Raw genomic sequence first — 20080 nt, 5'->3', positions numbered from 1 at the left:
AAAAAAAACCGCCTTTTGGGCGGTTTTTGCATGGAGCGTTGTACGTGTTTACAGTACCGCGACGATAGCCTCGCACAGCTGCGCCATATTATCGGTGGTCATGCCCGCGACGTTGACCCGGCCGGAGTTAACGGCATACACCCCGAACTCGCCGCGTAGCCGTAAGACCTGCTCTTTGGTCAGGCCGCTGAACGAGAACATGCCGTTTTGCGCTTTGATGAAACTGAAATCCTGCTGTGCGCCTTTTTCTTTGAGCGTGGCGACGAACAGTTGGCGCATGCGCTGGATACGCTGGCGCATTTCGGTCAGTTCCTGCTCCCACAGCGCCCGCAGCGCCTCGTTGTCCAGAATAGTGGCTACGATGGCGGCGCCGTGGGCCGGCGGGTTGGAGTAGTTGGCGCGAATGCAGGATTTCAGCTGGCTGAAGATATTGTCCGCCGCCTGCGCGTCCGCCGCGACCAGGGTACAGGCGCCGACGCGCTCGTTGTACAGCCCGAAGTTTTTAGAATAGGAACTGGCGATAATCATTTCCGCATGATTTTCAGTAAAGATGCGCAAACCCTGGGCATCTTCTTCCAGACCATGGGCAAACCCCTGATAGGCGAAATCGAACAGCGGCAGCCAGCCTTTGCTGTGCGACAGTTCGGCCAGGGTGCGCCATTGCTCCGGCGTCGGGTCGATGCCGGTAGGATTGTGGCAGCAGCCGTGGAACAACACGACGTCGCCGGCTTCGGCCTGCTGCAGGCTATCAAGCATGCCGTCGAAGTCCAGCGTATGCTTAACCGCGTCGTAATAAGCATAATCAGCGGTTTCCAGGCCCACGGCGGCAAAGATGTTTTTATGGTTCGGCCAGGTGGGATTGCTGATCCACACGCGTTTGGTGGCGGTATTCTTGGCCAGGAAATCCGCGGCCACGCGTAAACCGCCGGTACCGCCCGGGGTCTGCGCGGTACGGGCGCGTTTGGAGGCGATTAGCGCGCTGTCAGCGCCGAATAATAGCTTTTGCGTGCACAGGGAGAAGGCCGGCAGGCCGTCGATGCCGAGATAATTTTTGGTGGTTTCGTTTTCCAGCAATAGCTGCTCGGCTTTTTTTACGCTGGTCAGCACCGGCGTCTGGCCGGTTTCATCTTTATAGACGCCAATGCCCAAATTGATTTTATTCTGGCGGTCATCGGCACGAAAGATTTCAAGTAAACCAAGGATAGGATCGGCGGCGGCTAAGGGAATATGTTCAAACATGTTAAGGGATTCCAGGGGGTAACTAACGGTGAGCACAGAGTAGTATCAGGTTACCGCCAGACGATAGCTTTGCCAACAGTTTGCAAGAAAAAACGCTGGGGAGGGTGGGGATATTACTATGGCTAATAATGATGCATAAAAAAGGCAGGGTGGAAACCCTGCCATTCGTATTTATATTTACGGGCTATACTTACAGCATAGTCACTCCGTAAAAACAGCGGTATTGACTTAGAACTGGTAAACCAGACCCAGGGCAACGGTGTCGCCAGAGGAAATACCGAGTTCGTTGTTATCATCAAGACGGTTGATGATGTAGTCAACATAGGTAGACATGTTTTTGTTGAAGTAGTAAGTCGCGCCGATTTCGTAGTATTTGATCAGGTCAGCATCGCCGATACCTTCGATATCCTTGCCTTTCGACTGGCCGTAAGCGATGGACGGACGCAGACCGAAATCGAACTGATACTGGGCGACTAACAGAATGTCTTGGGTTTTGTTGGCGAAGCCAGCTACGTCACCCACGGTTCCGGGAATAACGCCGCCGGGGACGGTGATGCGGGTAGCGTTACGGGTTTCACCGTAGGTCGCTGCCAGGTACACGTTGTTAGCGTCATATTTCAGAGAGGTCGCCCATTGCTCAGCGCGATCGCCCTGGCCAACCGGCACGGCGTTCTGAGTATTGGTACGGTCGCCTGAAGCGTATGCGCCGACGATGCCTACGCCGATAGGTGATACATAAGAAACTGAACCGCCGTAACCGTCGCCATTGGCGCGGCCGTAATCGCTACGATCGTTCTTGCCCTGATATTGCAGAGCGAAGTCCAGGCCGTCGGCCAGGCCGAAGAAGTTGGTGTTGCGATAAGTCGCCACGCCGGTAGTACGGCCGACGAAGAAGTTATCGGTGTACGCGGTATCGCCACCGAACTCCGGCAGCATATCGGTCCAGCCCAATGCGTCATACACTACGCCGTAGTTACGGCCGTAATCGAATGAACCGTAGTCGGCGAATTTCAAGCCGGCAAAGCCGAGACGGGTTTTATTGCCGTCAACATGGTCCGTGCCGCCTTCGGTATTGTTAGCGTTGAACTGATATTCCCACTGGCCGTAACCGGTCAGTTGATCGTTGATCTGGGTTTCGCCTTTAAAGCCAAGACGGGCATAAGACTGATCGCCGTCGCCGCCGAAGCCGCCGTCGCTATCGCTGGAGAAGTAGTGCAGACCGACAGCTTTACCGTACAGGTCCAGTTTATTACCGTCTTTATTATAGACTTCGGCAGCATTGGCCGCGCCTGCAGCCAATAAGGCCGGAATTACCACTGCAAGAAGATTGCGCTTCATCATTATTACTACCCTCATTGGTGTTATTCGGACACCTGCCACTGCCGCTAATATTTCTTTATGAAACATTATTGAGAGTTTGGTGTCTTCCTGTGTCTGCACGCAGTGTTCCATTCGTGGACCTGTTAATCCACACCGAAAATGCTACAAAGGTCGCAATAATGTTTCAGTGAGAAACGGAGTGTTGCAAAATGTAAATTTTACGGAACTTTGTGAGAGAACTCAAAGTTTGAAAAGATAAAGGCCAGCATAGCTGGCCTTTAGAAGTTATATATATGTTTTTCTTATATTTTAAGAAGAAAATCAGAAATTGGCGCTGCGAGGGCTGCGCGGGAACGGGATTACGTCACGGATATTTTGCATTCCTGTGACATAAACGATCAAACGTTCGAAACCCAGCCCAAAACCAGAATGCGGCACCGTGCCGTAGCGGCGCAAATCGCGATACCACCAATAATCTTCTTTATTCAAGCCCATTTCCGCCAGGCGCTGATCCAGGCGGTCCAGACGCTCTTCGCGCTGTGAACCCCCGATGATTTCGCCGATGCCCGGCGCCAGGACATCCATGGCGGCGACGGTTTTGCCATCGTCATTCATGCGCATATAGAAGGCTTTGATGTCTTTCGGATAGTTTTTCACCACCACCGGCGCCTTGAAATGTTTCTCCGCCAGGTAGCGCTCGTGTTCGGAAGAAAGATCGATCCCCCATGACACCGGATTCTCGAACTTCTGGCCGGACGCCAGCAAAATCTCCACCGCCTCGGTGTAATCCACCTGGGCAAAATCTGATGATACGAATTGCTCCAGGCGGGTAATGGCTTCTTTATCCACCCGTTCGGCAAAAAACTTCATATCGTCCGCGCGTTCGGTTAATACGGCCTGGAAAACATATTTCAGCAACGCTTCCGCCAGCCCGGCCACATCGTCGAGATTGGCGAACGCCACTTCCGGCTCCACCATCCAGAATTCGGCCAAATGGCGGCTGGTATTGGAGTTTTCGGCGCGGAAGGTCGGGCCGAAGGTGTAAACCTTGGACAGGGCGCAGGCGTAGGTTTCGGCGTTCAACTGGCCGGAAACGGTCAGGAAGGCCTCTTTGCCGAAGAAATCCTGTTCAAAATCCACCTTGCCCTGGGGGGTGCGCGGCAGGTTTTCGATATCCAGGGTGGACACCCGGAACATTTCGCCCGCGCCCTCGGCGTCCGAGGCGGTAATCAGCGGGGTGGACACCCAGAAAAAACCGCGCTCATGCATAAACCGGTGGATCGCCTGGGCCAGGGTATGACGCACGCGGGCCACGGCGCCGATCATATTGGTGCGCGGACGCAGGTGCGCCACTTCACGCAAATATTCCACGCTGTGCCGTTTCGCGGCCATCGGATAGGTATCCGGATCGTCCACCCAGCCCAGCACTTCCACCGTTTGCGCCTGGATTTCATAACGCTGGCCGCCGCCCAGGGATTCGGTTACCCGCCCCGTCACCGCCACCGAGCAACCGGTGGTCAGGTGCAACACGTCAGTTTTATAATTGGGCAGAGTATTATTTATGACAGCCTGTAATGGATCAAAGCAGGAGCCGTCATAGACGGCGAGAAAGGAGATGCCGGCTTTAGAATCTCTCCGGGTACGCACCCAACCATGTACAGTGACTTCACTGTCAGCGGGTATGCGCCCTTGCAGTACGTCGACTACAGGCACTACGCTCATAGATTACTCTCTTAACTCATTGTGATGTGGGGTTGGACATTATCGCCGATGCGAAAGCTGTAATATGTTACTTGGCAGACAGAAGGACACAAGCGAAAATCGTCATTTTAATGAGAGATTTCATCGCCAGGGTCAAAAAGAGGGTAGTCAGGGAGCATTTTGCGCCGGAAGGGTTTCCGGCGCGGTAGGTAAATTGCGTCCGGCCGGCGCGCAAAACGGTCGCGGGTCAGCTGGCTTTCCTGACCAGGGGCACATCAAAGGCTTTGCGCAGCGCCAGGATGAAGTCTTTGTCCTGGCACATGCTTTTACCGGGACTGTCCGAGAGTTTGGCGACCGGCCTGCCGTTGCATTCCACCAGTTTGATCACGATATTGAGCGGCTTTACGCCCGGAATATCGCAGGTGAGCTTGGTGCCGATGCCGAACACCAGGTTGACCCGCTGCCAGAAGTGGCGGTACAACGCCAGGGCCTGGCCGAAATCCAGGCTATCGGAAAACACCAGGGTTTTGGTCATGGGATCGATACCCAGCTTCTGGTAATGGGCGATAGCCTTCTCACCCCATTCCACCGGATCGCCGGAGTCATGGCGCAGCCCCTGATAGCGCTGCGCGAACCCCAGGTCGAAATCCCGTAAAAAGGCATCCATGGTAATGCAGTCGGTTAAGGCGATGCCCAATTGATCGGGATATTCATCCAGCCAGGCCCGCAAGGCGGCCCGCTGGCTATTGGCCAGCGTGGGGCTGATCTGCTGGTGGGCCTGGAACCATTCATGGGCCTGGGTGCCCACCGGCGTCAGCGCCAGCCGCCGCGCCAAATCATAATTGCTGGTGCCGATCAGATAAGGAAAGTCGCGCTGAAGCTCGGCGACCACATCTGACTGCACCTGCCGCGAGAAGCGCCGGCGGGTGCCGAAATCCATTAACTTAAAACGCGAAATATCCACGTCCTGGCTGAGATCGTGGAAGCGGCGCAGCTTTTGCCTCAGTTGGGCCAGGGCCATCTCGCGCACATTAAACGGCGAGCGCCGCCGGTGAATCACTTCGCTTATCACCGCCAGCAGCGGGACTTCCCACAGGATCACTTCCCGCCAGGGGCCGGTAATGCGGATGTCCAATTTGCCATTATGGTTGCGCACCTTGACCTGGCGGGGATCAAACCGAAAGGTTCGCAGCCACGCCAAATAATCTTGATGAAAAAACGGCAGGCCGGCAAGAAAAGTAAGCTCCTCGTCGCGCAGCGCCAAATTTTGCATCAGATCGATTTGCGCGCTGATATCGCTGGCGTATTCTCCCAACAGGTCGTCGCCCCGGCAGCGGAATTCGGCGGTGACGGTAACATCGTAATATCGATGAAAGACCGCCTGTTGCATGTGCAGTTTATAGGCGTCGGTGTCAAGTAGCGACGTTAAAATCGGGTCAGTGGCTAAATTCATGGTGCGTTACAGCATCCTCTTGCGACACATAAATACAGTCGGATAAATGGCAAATCGACTGAAGTGTACCCGGCTTATTCTGTAAGTGTAGTCATATCAAATCATAAATGGCGTTCTAACGTCGAGGCTTAAACGTGCCGTTCCCGGGTAAATAATCGCCATCGCGGCCGACAATCGCATAAATAAAGACCGATTAATCCCGAGCGTTCCGCTTTTGATGGGCCTCTTGGCTTAACAATGGCAACATTGCCTTAACAGGAATAGTATTATCACAAAGAAATCAATTACGATGCCAAAAGGTTAATTATGACTCAACAGCCGCTAGTGAAATACCGCCATGATTATCGTGCGCCGGATTATACCATCACCGATATCAGCCTGGAATTTGATCTTGACGCCGAAACCACCACGGTAACGGCGGTCAGTAAAGTCGTAAGGCGTGGCCAACCGGGGGCGCCTTTGCTGTTAAACGGCGAAGACCTGGAGCTGCTCAGTCTAAGCATTGACGGCCAGCAGTGGTCCCATTACCGCCAGGAAGAGGCTGGCCTGGTGATTGAACAGTTGCCGGGCGCCTTTACCTTAACCATCGTTAATGTCATTCATCCCAATCAAAATTCCGCCCTGGAAGGATTGTATCTGTCCGGCAACGCGCTGTGCACCCAGTGCGAGGCGGAAGGCTTTAGACATATCACTTTTTATCTGGATCGGCCCGATGTGCTGGCGCGCTTTACCACCCGCATCGTTGCCGATCGGGACCGTTATCCTTTCCTGCTGTCCAATGGCAACCGCATCGACTCGGGCGAGATGGGCGACGGCCGCCATTGGGTGGTGTGGCAGGACCCGTTCCCGAAACCCTGTTATTTGTTCGCCCTGGTGGCCGGCGATTTCGATGTGCTGCGCGATAGTTTCACTACGCGCTCCGGCCGGCAGGTGGCGCTGGAGCTGTTTGTCGATCGCGGTAATCTCGATCGCGCCGACTGGGCCATGATCTCGCTCAAGCAATCCATGCGCTGGGATGAAACCCGTTTTGGCCTGGAGTACGATCTGGATATTTTCATGATCGTCGCCGTCGATTTCTTTAATATGGGCGCCATGGAAAACAAAGGGCTGAACGTTTTCAATTCGAAATACGTGCTGGCCAAGGCTGAAACCGCCACCGATGCCGATTATTTGAATATCGAACGGGTTATCGGTCACGAATACTTCCATAATTGGACCGGTAATCGCATTACCTGCCGGGACTGGTTTCAACTGAGCCTCAAAGAAGGCCTGACGGTGTTCCGCGATCAGGAATTCAGCGCCGATCTGGGTTCGCGTCCGGTAAACCGCATCAGCAATGTGCGCGTGATGCGCGGTTCGCAGTTCGCCGAGGACGCCAGCCCGATGGCGCATCCGATCCGCCCCGATAAAGTCATCGAGATGAACAATTTCTACACCGTGACGGTGTATGAAAAAGGCGCCGAAGTGATCCGTATGCTGCATACGCTGCTGGGCGAAGATAAATTCCAGGCGGGCATGCGGCTTTATGTGGAGCGCCATGACGGCAGCGCCGCGACCTGCGACGATTTCGTCGACGCCATGGAGCAGGCGTCAGGCATCGACCTGACCCAATTCCGCCGCTGGTACAGCCAGTCCGGCACGCCGGTCCTGGCGGTGCGCGATGATTACAATCCCGAGCTGCGCCAATATCAGCTGCATGTCAGCCAGTCAACGCCGCCGACCGCCGACCAGGCCGAAAAGCTGCCGTTGCATATTCCGCTCGATATTGAACTTTATGATGTGGATGGCCGGGTCATTCCCCTGCGGCGCGATGGCCAGGCGGTGGCGAATGTGTTGAATATTACCGACGGGGTGCAGACGTTTATTTTCGATGAGGTGCCTTCGCTGCCGGTTCCGTCATTGCTGCGCGGTTTCTCCGCGCCGGTTAAGCTGGATTATCCGTATAGCGATCAGCAACTGACCCTGTTGATGCGTTTTGCCACCGATGAGTTTTCACGCTGGGATGCCGCGCAGAGTTTGTTGTCTATTTATATCCGGCTGAGCGTGGCGCGCTTTAGCCAGGGCCAGCCGCTGACGCTGCCGCTGCATGTGGCCGATGCGTTCCGCGGTATTTTGCTCGATCCGCGGCTGGACCCGGCGCTGGCGGCGCAAATTCTGACGCTGCCCGGCGAGAATGAGATGGCCGAATTGTTTGGTGTTATCGACCCGACGGCTATCCATGGGGTGCATGAGGCGTTGATCCGTTGTCTGGCCGTGGAGCTTGAGGATGAACTGCTGGCGGTGTATCTGGCGAATAAAACCGCCGGGTACCGCGTGGAGCATGCGGATATCGGCAAGCGCGCCCTGCGGAATATTTGCCTGTTTTATCTGGCGTTTGGCGATCATGACCGGGCGGTCAGGTTGACCACCGCGCAGTATCACGCGGCGGATAATATGACCGATGCGCTGGCGGCGATGACAGCCGCCGTGGCGGCGCAGTTGCCGTGCCAGGCGACGCTGTTGTCGGAGTTCGATGAGCGCTGGCATCATGATGGTCTGGTGATGGATAAGTGGTTTACTCTGCAAGCCACCAGTCCGGCGGAGGATGCGCTTAATCAGGTTAAGCTGTTGCTGAACCATCGTTCTTTCAGTTTGAATAATCCCAATCGGATCCGGGCGTTGATCGGCGCGTTTGCTTCGGGTAATCCGGCGGCGTTCCATGCGCCCGATGGCAGTGGTTATCGGTTCTTGGCGGAGATTTTGATTGAGCTTAATACGCGTAATCCGCAGGTGGCGGCGAGGTTGATTGAGCCGCTGATCCGGTTGCGGCGGTATGATGAGCCGCGCCAGGTGTTGATGCGCGAGGCGCTGGGGCGGTTGCAGGCGTTGCCGAATTTGTCGGGCGATTTGTATGAGAAGATTGCCAAGGCGCTGGGGCAGCAGTAGCAGTAAGGAAGGCATGGCGCGCTTTCCCTTGAACAGGGCTTGCTGCCGGCTTGGGTGATAGCGGGTCTACCATGCCGCGGGGCGCTCGGGCAGCCTGAAAAAGGGCTGCTTCGGCCCCACTGGCATGCTCCCCCTTTAACAGGGCTTGCTGCCGGCTTGGGTGATGGCGGGCTTAGCGCGCCAAGGGGCGTCGGACGGCCAGGGAAATGGCCGCCTCAACCCCTACGGCGCGCTTTCCCTTTAACAGGGCTTGCTGCCGGCTTGGGTGATAGCGGGTCTACCATGCCGTGGGGCGCTCGGGCAGGCTGAAAAAGGGCTGCTTCGGCCCCAATGGCATGCTCCCCTTGAACAGGGCTTGCTGCCGGCTTGGGTGATGGCGGGCTTAGCGTGCCAAGGGGCGTCGGACGGCCAGGGAAATGGCCGCCTCAACCCCTACGGCGCGCTTTCCCTTGAACAGGGCTTGCGGCTGGCTTGGGTGATGGCGGGTCTACCATGCCGTGGGGCGCTCGGGCAGCCTGAAAAAGGGCTGCTTCGGCCCCACTGGCATGCTCCCCTTTAACAGGGCTCGTAGCGGGTTCGGTGATGGCGGGCTTGCCGCGAGCGCTTTATTTGATCTGGCGCGATCAATCGCGCTTTTTTTTCGGCTTTGATTTCTTTTCACCGATTGATACCCGATAATACCGCCCCGGTTGTCCACGGGATATCAGGAGACGATATGTTTTATCCCCTCATTAAACAGGCCCTGTTTCAGCTCGACCCGGAACGCGCGCACGAACTCACCTTTCAGCAGCTTGGCCGTATTAGCGGAACGCCATTGGAGTTTCTGGTACGCCAGTCGGTGCCGGCCAAGCCGGTTAATTGTATGGGGATAACGTTTAAAAACCCGCTGGGTCTGGCGGCCGGCCTGGATAAGGACGGTGATTGTATCGATGCCCTGGGCGCGATGGGTTTTGGTTTTATCGAGGTTGGTACGGTGACGCCCCGGCCCCAGCCCGGCAACGATAAACCGCGTCTGTTCCGCCTGGTGGCGGCGCAGGGGTTGATTAACCGGATGGGATTTAATAATAAAGGCGTTGATTATCTGGTTGAAAACGTTAAGAAATCCCATTTCGGCGGCGTGTTGGGCATTAATATCGGCAAAAATAAGGCCACGCCGGTAGAGCAGGGCAAGGATGATTATCTGACGTGTATGGCGAAGATATATCCGTATGCGGGATATATAGCGATAAACATTTCGTCACCCAATACCCCCGGCTTGCGTACGCTGCAATTCGGCGAGGCCCTCGACGATCTTCTGCTGGCGATTAAAAATAAGCAGGCCGAGCTGCAAGCCTATCATCATAAATATGTTCCGGTGGCGGTTAAAATAGCCCCCGACCTGACCGATGATGAGTTGGCGCAGGTTGCCGATAGTTTGGTGCGCCATAATATCGACGGGGTGATCGCCACTAACACCACCATCCAAAGAGATTTGGTGCAGGGTATCGCCCATAGTAACGAGACCGGCGGATTGAGCGGCCGTCCCTTACAGTCCCGCAGCACGGAAGTGATTCGACGCTTGTCCCGTGAATTAAACGGCAAATTGCCGATAATCGGCGTGGGCGGCATCGATTCACTGGTGGCGGCGCGGGAAAAAATGGCGGCCGGCGCTGCGCTGATTCAAATATATTCCGGCTTCATTTATCACGGTCCCCAGCTGATTAAAGATATTGTTACTCATATTTGAAGGTTTTTAGCCAATTAACGGGCCAAAGGGGTTTATTTATCCATTAGGCTCGTTTATCTTTTATCCGTTTGCTGTTAATTTATCCTTAGATTTATTTTCTGGTAGTAATAGATAGAGTGTTTACCGGATATTTCCCAAGCGATAGCGACGTGATGAAAGGATTAAAGATGAAAATCACTCCCGGGGATAATTGGCGTTGGTTTTTTGATGCTGAGCACGATCGGATGATGCTGGATCTCGCTGATGGCATGATATTCCGCTCGCGCTTCGGCGCGAAAGCGTTGACGCCCGATGCATTCAGCGAAACGGTGTTCTGCGTGGATGATGCCGCACTGTATTATACCTTCGCCGATAAGTGCCGCGTCTTGCCGTTAAAGGAAGAGCAACGGGCGGAGCTGATTCTCAACGCCCTGGTGGCGCTGCGTTTTCTTAAACCGCTGATGCCCAAGAGCTGGCATTTCCAGCCGCAGCGCACGCCGCTGAATTGGCATCCGGTTTTGGGCGATGATGTGCTGGTGCGCCTGAACGACAACGGCGAATATGCGCGTCTGCTGGTGGCGGAGGCGGGCGATAACGCCAGTCTGTGCGTGCTGGCCCAGGCGCAGCTGACCCTGGCGGCGCGCAAACTCGTGCTCGGCGATGCCATCAAAATCATGCATGACCGTTTGTTGCCTTACCCGCAGCAGGATGAAATGGTGTACGCCGCGGCGGTGTAAATCGCCGGCGGCGGGGTGTTTGCTTCCCCCGGTCCGGGTCAATCGGATGCTGCCCGCGTTGCTTCATTCCAGGCGGATATCGCCGGCGGGGATACAGCTACAGGTCAGTACCAGCCCCGGTTGTGCGACCGCGCTGGCTTTCAGGGGCGTGACCTCGCCCGCCAGCAGCTTGACCTTGCAGGTGCCGCAGATGCCCGCGCGGCATGAATAGGGGATACGGATTCCCTGCTGCTCCAATTGCTCCAGTAAAATCTGCTGGTTGTTGCCGCTGAACGCCTGTCCCTGATAGTCAATGGTTACCCGCTGTTCGCCGGCTTGCGGCACGGGTAATGTTTCGGTTACCTCGCCGCGGCCATAACGCCGCGGTTCCCGCAGCGCCAGTACCTCGACTTTATCGCCGACCCGGATAATGCCGCCGGTGCGGGCGATCAGGTTTTGCCCGAAGTCCACGTCCCCATTTTCAGCGGTCCGATATCCCTGGAGCGTACGCAGCGGTTCCGTTGCGGGATGCTTGCGGCCTTGCTCCACGCTGACGGTGGTCAGCACGCAGCGGCTGCAAGGCTTGACCAGCTCGAATTCGACGGCGCCGATGCGGATAAGCCGCCAGCGATCTTCTTCAAACGCGGCGGTGCCGCTCACGACCAGATTCGGCCGGAACTGGGCCAGCTTAATACCGGCGGGGCAGCGTTTTTGCACATCGAGAAACGAAGCCTCGCCGATGAGCAGGAAGGGATATCCGTCGGCGAATGACAGCGGTATTTCCGGCAGGGATTTCACCCGCCGGGTGGTGCGTTCGCCGGTCCAGCGCAGCTGCACCGGGCGATCAAAATAACCGCTTAACCAGTTATTGATGGCCTCGGGAGCCGTATACGCGGTAAAATGATTGCCCCATACTTCTGTAGGGTGGCCGTCGGCGGCAAAATCGGCGAACCGCACCGTGGCGCTTTGGCCATCGGGCGCGCCCAGGTGCAGGCCGTTTTGTATCATTACCGGGGTGAACAGGACCATTTGCGGGTATTGGCGCGCGGTGATAAAGGTCCCGTCCGTTTCGGTAATCATGAATACCCGGTCGAACGCCAGTCCTGCGGCATCGACCAACGCATGGGAAACCTGCAAGCCGCGCATTGATTTCACCGGATGAATATATAACCGCGCCAGACTCACCATTTTGCCTCCCTGCCGGATATTTCTCTTGGGCCAACTTTATGACAATGGCCCGCGATTAGCTATAATGCGCAACGATTTTCTTTTTTGATGATAAGTGACCCGATGAATGCACTGTTTGCCAGTACGGCACAAGGTTTGGAAGAGCTGTTAAAAAGCGAGCTGGAAGCACTGGGTGCCCTCGACTGTAAAATAGCGTTGGGCGGGGTGCATTTCCAGGGAGACGACCGGCTGCTTTATCAGAGCCTTCTCTGGAGCCGCCTGGCCTCGCGCATTTTACTGCCGCTTAACGACTTCGATGTTTTGAGCGACGATGACCTCTACCAGGGGGTTCAGGCCATCGACTGGCCGGCGATCTTCCCGGTGGATAAAAGTTTCGCGGTGCATTTCAGCGGCACCAACGACGCTATCCGCAATAGCCAGTACGGCACCCTGCGCGTTAAAGACGCCATCGTCGACAGTTTTACCCATGCCCTGCAGCAGCGGCCCGACGTGGCCAAACAGCAGCCGGATATCCGGGTGCAGGTATTTTTGCATCGCGATCGCGCCATCGTTTCCCTGGATCTCAGCGGCGGCGGCTTGCACCAGCGCGGCTATCGCGACGGGGCGGGCCAGGCGCCCCTCAAGGAGAATCTGGCTGCCGCCATCGTGCAGCGCTCGGGGTGGCAGGCGGGCACGCCGCTGCTCGACCCCATGTGCGGTTCCGGCACATTACTGATTGAAGCGGCGCTGATGGCGGCGGATCGGGCCCCCGGCCTGCTGCGCCGGCAGTGGGGTTTCCTGGCCTGGCGCGGGCATAACGAACCCTTGTGGCAGGACGTGCTAGGCGCCGCCCGCGAGCGCGCCCGCCTGGGCCTGGGCCAGACCTCCGCGCTTTTTTTCGGGTCGGACAACGATGCGCGGGTATTGGAAAAAGCGCGGGCCAACGCCCACCACGCCGGCGTCGCCGGGTTGATCGCGTTTACGGTCGATGACGTGGCCAATTTAACCAATCCATTGCCCGATGGTCCGCGCGGCACCGTGGTCAGCAATCCTCCCTACGGCGAGCGCCTGGAGAGCGAACCGGCGCTGATCGCGCTGTATAACCAACTGGGCCGCATTATGAAAAGCCAGTTCGGCGGCTGGCGGCTGTCGCTGTTCAGCGCCTCGCCGGTATTGCTGAGCGCGTTGCAACTGCGGGCCGAGCGCTCGTTTAAAGCCAAGAACGGCCCGCTGGACTGCGAACAGAAAAACTATCTGCTGGCGGATGTGCCCAATGTCGTGCCGTCCTCCGCGGGCGTGGCGCCGGATTTCGCCAACCGGCTGCGCAAGAATATCCGCGGCCTGGAGAAGTGGGCCGCCAAGCAGCATCTGGATTGCTATCGCCTCTATGACGCCGACTTGCCGGAATATAATGTGGCTATCGACCGCTACGGTTCATGGGTGGTGATCCAGGAGTACGTGGCGCCCAAAACCATCGAGCCGGAGAAGGCGCGCCAGCGGCTGTACGACGCTATCGCCGCCACGCTCGCGGTACTCGGCATTCCCCCCAGCCAACTGGTGGTGAAGGCCAGGGAACGCCAGAAAGGCAAAAACCAGTATGAGAAGCTGGCGCAAAAGGGCGAGTTTTTGCTGGTGGATGAGTATGACGCCAAATTATGGGTGAATCTCACCGACTATCTGGATACCGGTTTATTTCTCGATCATCGCATCGCCCGTAAAATGCTGGGCGAGATGAGCCGCGGCAAAGATTTCCTCAATTTGTTTGCGTATACCGGCAGCGCCAGCGTGCACGCCGGCATCGGCGGGGCGCGCACCACCACGTCGGTGGATATGTCGCGCACATATCTGGAATGGGCGGAGAAAAATCTGCGCAGCAACGGGCTGGTGGGCAAGCAGCACCGCCTGATCCAGGCGGATTGCCTGTCCTGGCTTGAACTGTCGGATGAAACCTTCGATCTGATTTTTATCGATCCGCCGACATTCTCCAATTCAAAACGCATGTCGGAGAGCTTCGACGTGCAGCGGGATCACCTGCTGTTAATGAAGGATCTGAAAAGATTGCTGCGTGCGGGCGGTACCATTATGTTTTCCAACAATAAACGCGGTTTCCAATTGGATACCGAAGGATTACAGGCCCTGGGCCTGAAGGCGGAGTCCATCACCGAGCGTACCCGCTCCCAGGATTTCGCCCGTAATCGCCATATTCACAATAGCTGGCTGATAAGCCATGCAGATCAGGATCAATAAACGCCATGTCATTAATCAGTCTTTCCGGCGCCTGGCTATCGTTCAGCGATGCGCCGCTGCTGGACAATACCGAGCTTCACATTGAACGTAACGAACGTGTCTGCCTGGTAGGGCGTAACGGGGCGGGTAAATCCACCCTGATGAAGATCCTCAGCCGCGAAGTGCCCCTGGACGACGGACAGCTCATTTTCGAACAGGATGTGATTGTCGCCCGTTTGCAGCAGGACCCGCCGCGCAACGTCAGCGGCAGCGTCTATGACTTTGTCGCCGAAGGGGTGCAGGCGCAGGCCGAAACGCTTAAGGCCTACCATGCGGTATCGCATCTGGTGGAAGAAGATCCCAGCGACAAAAACCTGATGGAAATGGGCCGCCTGCAGGAGATTCTCGACCATCAAAATCTGTGGCACCTGGAAAAACGCATTCACGAAGTGCTCGAACAGCTGGGCCTGACCGCCAATACCGAGTTATCGGCCCTGTCGGGGGGATGGCTGCGTAAAGCCGCGCTGGGCCGCGCCCTGGTATGTGAACCGCAGATCCTGCTGCTTGATGAACCGACCAACCATCTGGATATCGAAACCATCGACTGGCTGGAAACCTTTTTGAAGAGTTTCGCCGGCAGCATTATTTTTATTTCCCATGACCGTTCCTTTATCCGCAATATGGCGACGCGCATCGTCGATCTGGATCGCGGCAAATTGGTCTCATGGCCGGGCAACTACGACAAGTACCTGGAAGGCAAAGAAGAAGAACTCCGGGTCCAGGAGCTGCAAAACGCCGAATTCGATCGCAAACTGGCGCAGGAAGAAGTATGGATACGCCAGGGCATCAAAGCCCGCCGCACCCGTAATGAAGGCCGCGTGCGGGCGTTAAAAGCCCTGCGCCAGGAACGGACGGAACGCCGCGAAGTGATTGGCAGCGCGAAAATGCAGGTCGAGGAAGCCACCCGATCCGGCAAGATTGTCTTTGAAATGGAAGATGTCAGCTACCGCATCGCAGACAAGATATTGGTGCGCAACTTCAGCGCCCAGGTGCAGCGCGGCGACAAGATTGCCCTGATCGGCCCCAATGGCTGCGGCAAGACCACCCTGTTGAAACTGATGCTCGGCCAACTTGCGCCGGACAGCGGGCGCGTTCATTGCGGCACCAAATTGGAAGTGGCCTATTTCGACCAGCATCGCGCCGAACTCGATCCCGAGCGTACCGTCATGGACAATCTGGCGGAAGGCAAGCAGGAAGTCATGGTTAACGGCCGTTCCCGCCATGTGCTGGGATATCTGCAGGATTTCCTGTTCCACCCCAAACGCGCCATGACCCCGGTGAAAGCGCTGTCGGGCGGGGAACGCAACCGGCTGCTGCTGGCCAAGCTGTTTTTAAACCCCAGCAACTTATTGATTCTCGATGAACCGACCAACGATCTCGATGTCGAGACCCTGGAATTGCTGGAAGAAATGATTGACAGCTATCAGGGCACGGTACTGCTGGTCAGCCATGACCGGCAGTTTGTCGACAACTCGGTCACCGAGTGCTGGATATTTGAAGGCGACGGCCAGATCAGCAGTTTTGTCGGCGGCTATTTTGATGCGCAAAACCAGCGCCGGAACATGCGCGCGCTGCGCTCCACCGCGCCGGCGCAGCCCGCGGCCGAAAAAAATAGCGTTGCCAGAGTGCAAAAAACGCTTAATGCTAAGCAAGGCGGCAAATTAAGCTATAACCTGCAACGCGAGTTGGAGATGCTGCCGCAGCAAATCGAACGCCTGGAACAAGAAATAAACGCATTACAGGCGCAGATGGCGGATGCGGATTTTTTCAGCCAGTCCCATGAAAAGACCCAGTCGGTCATCGCCGCTATGGCCACCGCCGAGCTGGAGCTGGAGCAGGCTTTTGCCCGCTGGGAAGAACTGGAAGCGCAAAAAAACGGTCCAAAAGAGTAGCCGATCGCCAGGGCCGGCCGGGGCGTTTGCCGGGCGTGATGGCCGGCGCCACGGCATGCGCATTCACCCGCATGATGACGGGCTATATCGACGGGCAAATTGCCTGACCATAAGGATAAAAGCATGTGTTCTCCGGCTCATCAAACTAGAAACGTGCTTTGCCCCCATTGCGATTTGCTGGTGGCCTTGCCGCCGCTCGCCTCCGGACAGAAAGGGGTGTGCCCGCGCTGCAAGAATACCCTGATCAGCCGCTGGTCCAATCCCCGTACCCAGCCGGTCACGTTTGCCATCAGCGCGCTCATCATGCTGGTGTTGGCCAATCTGTTTCCCTTCGTCAATATGAAGGTGTCCGGTATCGGGCGCGAGATTACCTTGCCGCAAATACCCGGCATCATGGTGGACGATCACTTTTCGATTCTTGCCAGCCTGTTTTTGCTGTTTGTGCAATTCATCCCCGCCCTATGCATGATCGCCATTATCCTGCTGTGTTTCGAGATCCCCATGCCGTTTCGCCTGCGGGCCTTTATGGCCAAGGCGCTGTTTGCGCTGCGCGCCTGGGGCATGGCGGAAATTTTCCTGGCCGGGGTGCTGGTGAGTTTTGTCAAGCTTATGGCCTATGGCGATATCGGCGTAGGGATCAGCTTCCTGCCGTTTTGCCTGTTTTGCCTGCTGCAGCAGCGGGCGTTCCAATGCATTGACCAGCGCTGGTTATGGGACAATATCATGCCGGTCGTCTCGCCGGTCACCGCCATGCGGGTCGGCGCCAGCGGCTTGTCCCAGGGAATACGCGCCTGTAGCTGCTGTACCCTGATTCTGCCGGCCGGCCAGCGCGTCTGCCCGCGCTGCCATACCAGCGAGCGTGCCAGACGGCACAATAGCCTGCAGTGGACCATGGCCCTGCTGATCACGTCCATCATCCTGTATATCCCGGCCAATATTTTGCCGATCATGATAACCGAGGGGCTGGGCAGCAAACTTAATTCAACTATTATCGCCGGGGTGATCCTGCTGTGGGATGACGGTTCCTATCCGGTGGCCATGGTGATTTTTATCGCCAGCATCATGGTGCCGACCCTGAAAATGATCGCGCTGGCCTGGTTATGCTGGGACGCCGGGAGCGGGCGGGGCACCGATCGCGATCGCATGCATTTTATCTATGAAATTGTCGAATTCGTCGGCCGCTGGTCGATGATTGACGTCTTTGTGATCGCGGTGCTTTCCGGCCTGGTCAGGATGGGACAACTCATGAGCATTACGCCGGGCATCGGCGCAGTGCTGTTTGCCATGGTGGTTATCATTACAATGTTTGCCGCGCAAATGTTCGACCCGCGTCTTATTTGGGATCGGGCGGAGAAAATAATGCAAAAGGAGTCTACCGTTGACGGAAAATAAGTATGACGTCGCCCAGGTCGAGAAAATCAAACGCTGGTCTCCGGTCTGGATTATACCCATAGTCACGGTCCTGATCGGGGCGTGGATTCTCTATTATCATTTCAGCCACCAGGGCAAGGTCATTACGTTGACCACCACCAGCGCGGAAGGTATAGAAGCCGGTAAAACCGCCATCAAAAGCCGCAGCGTCGATGTGGGGCTGGTGGAAAGCGTGGTACTGAGCGATAACCTGCAGCAAGTGGAAATCAAAGCGCGCATCAATAACGGCATGGAAAAACTACTGCGCCAGGATTCGGCATTCTGGGTGGTAAAGCCGCAAATCGGCCGGGAAGGCATCTCGGGGTTGGGTACGTTGTTATCGGGGGCCTATATCCAGCTGCAACCCGGCGCCAAAGAGCAGGACGCCAGTGATTTTACCCTGCTGGATGCGCCGCCGCTGGCGTCGCCGGACGCTAAAGGCATCCGCGTCGAGCTTGATAGCGAACGGTCCGGACAGTTGAACGCCGGTGACCCGGTATTGTTCCGCGGCTTCAGGGTCGGTACGGTGCAAATCAGTCGTTTCGATCCGCAAAGCCGCAAAATGCGGTATCAGCTGTTTATCAGCGCGCCCTATGACAGCCTGGTCACCACCAACGTCCGCTTCTGGAAGGACAGCGGGGTGGCTTTCGACATGTCGGCGCAGGGAATGCGGGTGGAAATGGGGTCGCTGACCACGCTGTTTAGCGGCGGTGTCAGTTTTGATGTCCCGACCGGCTGGGATTTGGGCGAGCATGCCAAGGAGCACCAGACATACCAGTTGTTCGATAACAAGAGCGATATCGCCGACTCGCTGTATACCGTGCACAAAGATTACCTGCTGCTGTTCAATGATTCGATTCGCGGACTGCAGCCTGGCGCGCCGGTCGAGTTCCGGGGCGTTCGCCTGGGTACCGTGGCCCAGGTGCCGTTCATTTCCACCGCCACCCAGCAGTCGATAACCGACGATTATCAGGTGCCGGTATTGATCCGCATTGAACCCGACCGGTTTATCGGCAAACTGCGGGCTAGCTTCGATATTAATCAGCTGATTAAAGAGGCCGAGGATCGCGGACTGCGCGCCACGTTGAAAAACGCCAATCTGCTGACCGGCTCGCTGTTTGTCGATTTGGATTTTTATCCGCAGGCCAAACCCTGGGAAGGGATGAAAAGCGTCAGCGGTTATACGGTGTTGCCCACCACCAGCGGCGGCCTGGCGCAAATTCAGCAAAAGCTGATGCTGACGTTGGATAAGATCAATAACCTGCCGCTCAATCCGATGATTAATGAAGCCACCAGCACCCTGGCCCAAAGCCAGAACACGCTGCGCGAACTGCAAAAAACCCTCAAGTCGGTCAATCAGATTACCGAAAGCCAGTCGATGCAGCAACTGCCGCAGGATATGCAGCGCACCTTGCGCGAGCTGAACAGCAGCATGAAGGGCTTCCAGCCCGGCTCAGCGGCTTACAATAAGATGGTGGACAATATGCAGCGGCTCGATCAGGTGTTGCGCGAACTCCAGCCGGTACTGCGGACGCTGAATAATAAGAGCAATGCGTTGGTCTTCGAGGCCGATAACGGTAACGATCCAAAGCCTAAGAGGGCCAAATAATGAATAAAGGGATACTGCTGGCGCTGGTCATGTTGCTGGGCGCCTGTAGCAGCAACGACAATAAACATTATTATCAACTGCCGGTGGCGGCCGACGGCAGCAGCGTATCGCCGCCGCCTTCGTCGACCGCCGCGCGCCATATCTGGGTTTCGCGCGTCAATGTATCGGATTTTCTGGCGGGCAGCGGCGTGGTCTACCAGTCCAGCGACGTACGCTATATTACGGCCAGTAATAACCTGTGGGCCAGTCCGCTGGAACAACAGTTGCGGCAAACCATGGTCGCCAACCTGAGCAATGCGCTGCCGGGAACCCTGGTCTCCGCCAGCCCGGTGCAGGGGGAGCAAGATACCCTGGAAATCAATATTACCGGCTTCCACGGCCGGTATGACGGCCGGGCGGTGATTCAGGGGGAATGGCTGTTTACCCATAAAGAGCAGGTCACCCGCGCGCCGTTTGCCCTGACGCTCAAGCAGGAAGAAGATGGCTATGACGCCTTGGTCAGAACCCTGGCTCAGGGGTGGCAGCAGGTGGGCCAAACCGCGGCCAGGCAAATTTCCTTACAGCGTTAATAACTAAACGTTCTAAAAAAGGACGGCGTTTGGCCCGGTATTTTTCTGTGGCGGGGCAATCGCTGGTTTATGAGCAAATTCAGCGGAT

13 protein-coding genes are annotated in these 20080 nt (G+C 56.5%); 8 read left to right on the top strand and 5 right to left on the bottom strand.

Features of this window, described 5'->3' with window-relative positions; all coding sequences use genetic code 11:
- Positions 1–48: 48 nt before the first annotated feature.
- The 4 genes from ACL2XP_RS18380 to pncB form a co-directional block, all read right to left on the bottom strand.
- The gene (locus ACL2XP_RS18380; RefSeq protein ID WP_413734459.1) at positions 49–1239 is read right to left on the bottom strand and encodes an amino acid aminotransferase; all 1191 of its coding nucleotides are present in this window, start codon (positions 1237–1239) and stop codon (positions 49–51) included.
- A 228-nt stretch (positions 1240–1467) separates the two neighbouring features.
- Complete coding sequence (gene ompF / locus ACL2XP_RS18375) at positions 1468–2580, bottom strand: porin OmpF (protein ID WP_413734457.1); 1113 nt, start codon at positions 2578–2580, stop codon at positions 1468–1470.
- Between the two features lie 300 nt (positions 2581–2880).
- The gene (gene asnS, locus ACL2XP_RS18370) at positions 2881–4281 is read right to left on the bottom strand and encodes an asparagine--tRNA ligase (RefSeq protein ID WP_413734455.1); all 1401 of its coding nucleotides are present in this window, start codon (positions 4279–4281) and stop codon (positions 2881–2883) included.
- Between the two features lie 226 nt (positions 4282–4507).
- Positions 4508–5713 (bottom strand): nicotinate phosphoribosyltransferase, encoded by a 1206-nt coding sequence (gene pncB / locus ACL2XP_RS18365; protein ID WP_413734454.1) that lies wholly within the window; start codon positions 5711–5713, stop codon positions 4508–4510.
- 306 nt (positions 5714–6019) lie between these two features.
- On the opposite strand from pncB, the gene pepN reads away from it, so the two are divergent.
- The 3 genes from pepN to ACL2XP_RS18350 all read left to right on the top strand — a co-directional run bounded on the left by pepN (position 6020) and on the right by ACL2XP_RS18350 (position 11080).
- A complete protein-coding gene (pepN, locus tag ACL2XP_RS18360) occupies positions 6020–8638 on the top strand; it encodes an aminopeptidase N (protein ID WP_413734453.1) in 2619 nt (872 codons plus the stop codon).
- A gap of 715 nt (positions 8639–9353) precedes the next feature.
- On the top strand, positions 9354–10364 hold the full coding sequence (gene pyrD / locus ACL2XP_RS18355; RefSeq protein WP_413734452.1) for a quinone-dependent dihydroorotate dehydrogenase: 1011 nt from the start codon (positions 9354–9356) through the stop codon (positions 10362–10364).
- A 167-nt stretch (positions 10365–10531) separates the two neighbouring features.
- Entirely contained in the window at positions 10532–11080 is a 549-nt protein-coding gene (locus tag ACL2XP_RS18350) for a cell division protein ZapC (protein ID WP_413734451.1), read from the top strand.
- A 63-nt stretch (positions 11081–11143) separates the two neighbouring features.
- Here the strand turns inward: ACL2XP_RS18350 and ACL2XP_RS18345 are convergent, their stop codons facing one another.
- The gene (locus tag ACL2XP_RS18345; protein WP_413734450.1) at positions 11144–12247 is read right to left on the bottom strand and encodes a YcbX family protein; all 1104 of its coding nucleotides are present in this window, start codon (positions 12245–12247) and stop codon (positions 11144–11146) included.
- A gap of 102 nt (positions 12248–12349) precedes the next feature.
- Here ACL2XP_RS18345 and rlmKL point away from each other — a divergent pair, with 102 nt between their 5' ends.
- The 5 genes from rlmKL to pqiC all read left to right on the top strand — a co-directional run bounded on the left by rlmKL (position 12350) and on the right by pqiC (position 19992).
- Positions 12350–14473: a bifunctional 23S rRNA (guanine(2069)-N(7))-methyltransferase RlmK/23S rRNA (guanine(2445)-N(2))-methyltransferase RlmL gene (rlmKL, locus tag ACL2XP_RS18340; RefSeq protein ID WP_413734448.1), complete on the top strand. Its 2124-nt coding sequence runs from the start codon at positions 12350–12352 to the stop codon at positions 14471–14473.
- Positions 14474–14478: 5 nt separating this feature from the next.
- Complete coding sequence (locus ACL2XP_RS18335) at positions 14479–16404, top strand: ABC transporter ATP-binding protein (RefSeq protein WP_413734447.1); 1926 nt, start codon at positions 14479–14481, stop codon at positions 16402–16404.
- 123 nt (positions 16405–16527) lie between these two features.
- Entirely contained in the window at positions 16528–17796 is a 1269-nt protein-coding gene (gene pqiA, locus ACL2XP_RS18330) for a membrane integrity-associated transporter subunit PqiA (RefSeq protein WP_413734445.1), read from the top strand.
- On the top strand, positions 17783–19423 hold the full coding sequence (pqiB, locus tag ACL2XP_RS18325) for an intermembrane transport protein PqiB (RefSeq protein WP_413734443.1): 1641 nt from the start codon (positions 17783–17785) through the stop codon (positions 19421–19423). The genes pqiA and pqiB overlap by 14 nt, the downstream gene beginning before the upstream one ends.
- Positions 19423–19992 (top strand): membrane integrity-associated transporter subunit PqiC, encoded by a 570-nt coding sequence (gene pqiC, locus ACL2XP_RS18320; RefSeq protein WP_413734442.1) that lies wholly within the window; start codon positions 19423–19425, stop codon positions 19990–19992. Before pqiB ends, pqiC begins: the two co-directional genes overlap by 1 nt.
- Positions 19993–20080: the final 88 nt, after the last annotated feature.

This window comes from Sodalis sp. RH21 (assembly GCF_047324175.1).
Classification (GTDB): Bacteria; Pseudomonadota; Gammaproteobacteria; order Enterobacterales; family Enterobacteriaceae; genus Acerihabitans.
Note: the sequence above shows the minus strand (reverse complement) of the source record. Positions and strands in the feature narration are given on the sequence as shown.

Coding starts and splice junctions, on each gene's coding strand:
- ACL2XP_RS18380 (WP_413734459.1), bottom strand. CDS start 1,239: ATGTTTGAACATATTCCCTTAGCCGCCGCCGATCCTATCCTTGGTTTA.
- ompF (WP_413734457.1), bottom strand. CDS start 2,580: ATGATGAAGCGCAATCTTCTTGCAGTGGTAATTCCGGCCTTATTGGCT.
- asnS (WP_413734455.1), bottom strand. CDS start 4,281: ATGAGCGTAGTGCCTGTAGTCGACGTACTGCAAGGGCGCATACCCGCT.
- pncB (WP_413734454.1), bottom strand. CDS start 5,713: ATGAATTTAGCCACTGACCCGATTTTAACGTCGCTACTTGACACCGAC.
- pepN (WP_413734453.1), top strand. CDS start 6,020: ATGACTCAACAGCCGCTAGTGAAATACCGCCATGATTATCGTGCGCCG.
- pyrD (WP_413734452.1), top strand. CDS start 9,354: ATGTTTTATCCCCTCATTAAACAGGCCCTGTTTCAGCTCGACCCGGAA.
- ACL2XP_RS18350 (WP_413734451.1), top strand. CDS start 10,532: ATGAAAATCACTCCCGGGGATAATTGGCGTTGGTTTTTTGATGCTGAG.
- ACL2XP_RS18345 (WP_413734450.1), bottom strand. CDS start 12,247: ATGGTGAGTCTGGCGCGGTTATATATTCATCCGGTGAAATCAATGCGC.
- rlmKL (WP_413734448.1), top strand. CDS start 12,350: ATGAATGCACTGTTTGCCAGTACGGCACAAGGTTTGGAAGAGCTGTTA.
- ACL2XP_RS18335 (WP_413734447.1), top strand. CDS start 14,479: ATGTCATTAATCAGTCTTTCCGGCGCCTGGCTATCGTTCAGCGATGCG.
- pqiA (WP_413734445.1), top strand. CDS start 16,528: ATGTGTTCTCCGGCTCATCAAACTAGAAACGTGCTTTGCCCCCATTGC.
- pqiC (WP_413734442.1), top strand. CDS start 19,423: ATGAATAAAGGGATACTGCTGGCGCTGGTCATGTTGCTGGGCGCCTGT.